Raw genomic sequence first — 1,935 nt, forward strand, 5'->3', positions numbered from 1 at the left:
GCCGCAGGAGCCGATGATGCCGAAGCACCTGACCCGCATAATAAACGATTTTGAGGTCGTACCCAAGGCCATCGTGGAAGTTGTGGCTGCATATATCCTATACCTCATGCTTGAAACCAGAGGGCATCAGGCACGGCAGGCAGCCAGGTTGTCTGGAAAACACGAGTCATGCTTTTCGAGGATGCTAAGCCGGTCCGACAATTTGGTGATCGCCAAGGGCTGCCTGAATCGATCGGTTCGGCGTCGCCTCGAGCGGCTGAAGGACTCGAAAAAAAGTGCCAGGCCGATGGTCCTGATCGATTCCACCCTGGTTGGCCGTCGCGGCAGGAAAGTTGAGAATGCAGGCTTTTACAAGCTTGGAAAACGAACGATTCGTGGGCATAAGACTGTGAACTTTGTTCTGGTCATTGGCCAGGACCTGATCCCTCTGTCGGCCGTAGCCCATTATTCAAGGGAATACTGCGAAGAAAATGGCTTCACTTACAGAACCGAGAACGAGCTGATCATTGACTGGCTCAACTGGTTGCACTACAGCGGGTTCTTTCCCAAGGAATATATCAAACATCTGCATTTTGTGTGTGATGCCGGGTACGATGCCAGGAAGGTTCAGAAGGCTTTTAACCGGATTGGATGCCACTTTACAATGTGCGTGAAAAACAGTCGTTTGATCGATGACGTATCGATTGACCAATATTTTCGGTGCCACCGAACCATCCCATGGCAATCCATTCGACTCTTTGTCGAACGGAACAGAAAGACAATTCGAAAGTCTTATCGCGTCAGGTTCGCAGCCAGAGTCAGACTCAAAGGATTTGGTCTGGTTTCGGCAGCGTACTCGGAAACAAAAAGAGCGGATGGGAAAAAGTTCCGGAAATATATTGTCACGAGCGATCTTTCATTGTCGGCGAGGGATGTTATCGAAGTCTATAAAACGCGCTGGGCCACTGAAACCTGGCATAAAAAAATGAAGCAGGATCACGCTTACGGTGACCGCAGGTCTCCATCTTTCAGGGCGTTTGAGTCCCATATAAACTTTTGCCTGGCAGCCTATAATTTGCAGCGCTGCCACGATCCCGGCATTCCGAAGCTCGGTACTACGGTCGCCGAATACACAAGTGCCAAGGCCGTCGACCATCTCGCTGTGGAGCTGACTAGATTTGACGGGATAAAGCGCTTCAAGAAGCAGGTGCGCGAGGCGCTGGCGGAGATAGTCACGCAGGAAGCGGCTTAGCTCATGGGCGGTGCGACTTCAGCACTGAAATCGCGCAAGCGCCGAGTATCAAGGTGACGTCAGTAGCGGAGTGGATCTGCCCGAACAAAAATTTCCATCTTCAATAAGTTGCGAGGTGGGTAGGTGTATCGGCCATTATGATGAAAAGGCGAGTGGGAAAAATGCCAGAAAAATGGGTGATAAATGGTTTAAGAAATACTCTAAATTTTTTATGAGACCGCACTCCCAAGACAGGCTTGATAGCTTGTGTGAAAGATTTATGCGGGATTTGGAAAAGGTACCTAGTCGAAAACCCTAGATTGCTTAATCATCCTAACTGATTGCTATTTAGAGGTGAGAGAATCTTGGACATAAGTTACCATGGCGCTACTTAATGGCATTCATTTTGTGTTCAAGGATGAGTAGTTGACGGCAGATCAACTCATCAAGCCTTGATCCTGGCAACGATCGTAAGCGATCCCTCTTTCTCACTGGCTACCAGGGCACGGCCGCTGAGGCTGGAGGAAATGTTTTGAGCGCCCGCTCTCATGAGTCATGCGAATCGATACTCTGAACGCGGAGCTCTTCTCCGGCTTCCCTTCATCCTCGAAATTTGCTATTCCCTTCGAGTCACGCGGCCAGGTCTGATGGCCGCTCGTCAATAAGGGTTCGGAATGATGGGATATCGTAAGACAGCGATCGGGATCGGAGCTTTGATCGTGGCT

At 50.0% G+C, this 1,935-nt stretch carries 1 protein-coding gene; it reads left to right on the top strand.

Features of this window, described 5'->3' with window-relative positions:
* A partial coding sequence (locus VE954_RS11920; RefSeq protein ID WP_324952950.1) for a transposase occupies positions 1-1,231 on the top strand: 1,231 nt, incomplete at its 5' end.
* Between the last annotated feature and the right edge of the window lie 704 nt (positions 1,232-1,935).

The organism is Oligoflexus sp., from assembly GCF_035638955.1.
Taxonomy (GTDB): Bacteria; Bdellovibrionota_B; Oligoflexia; order Oligoflexales; family Oligoflexaceae; genus Oligoflexus.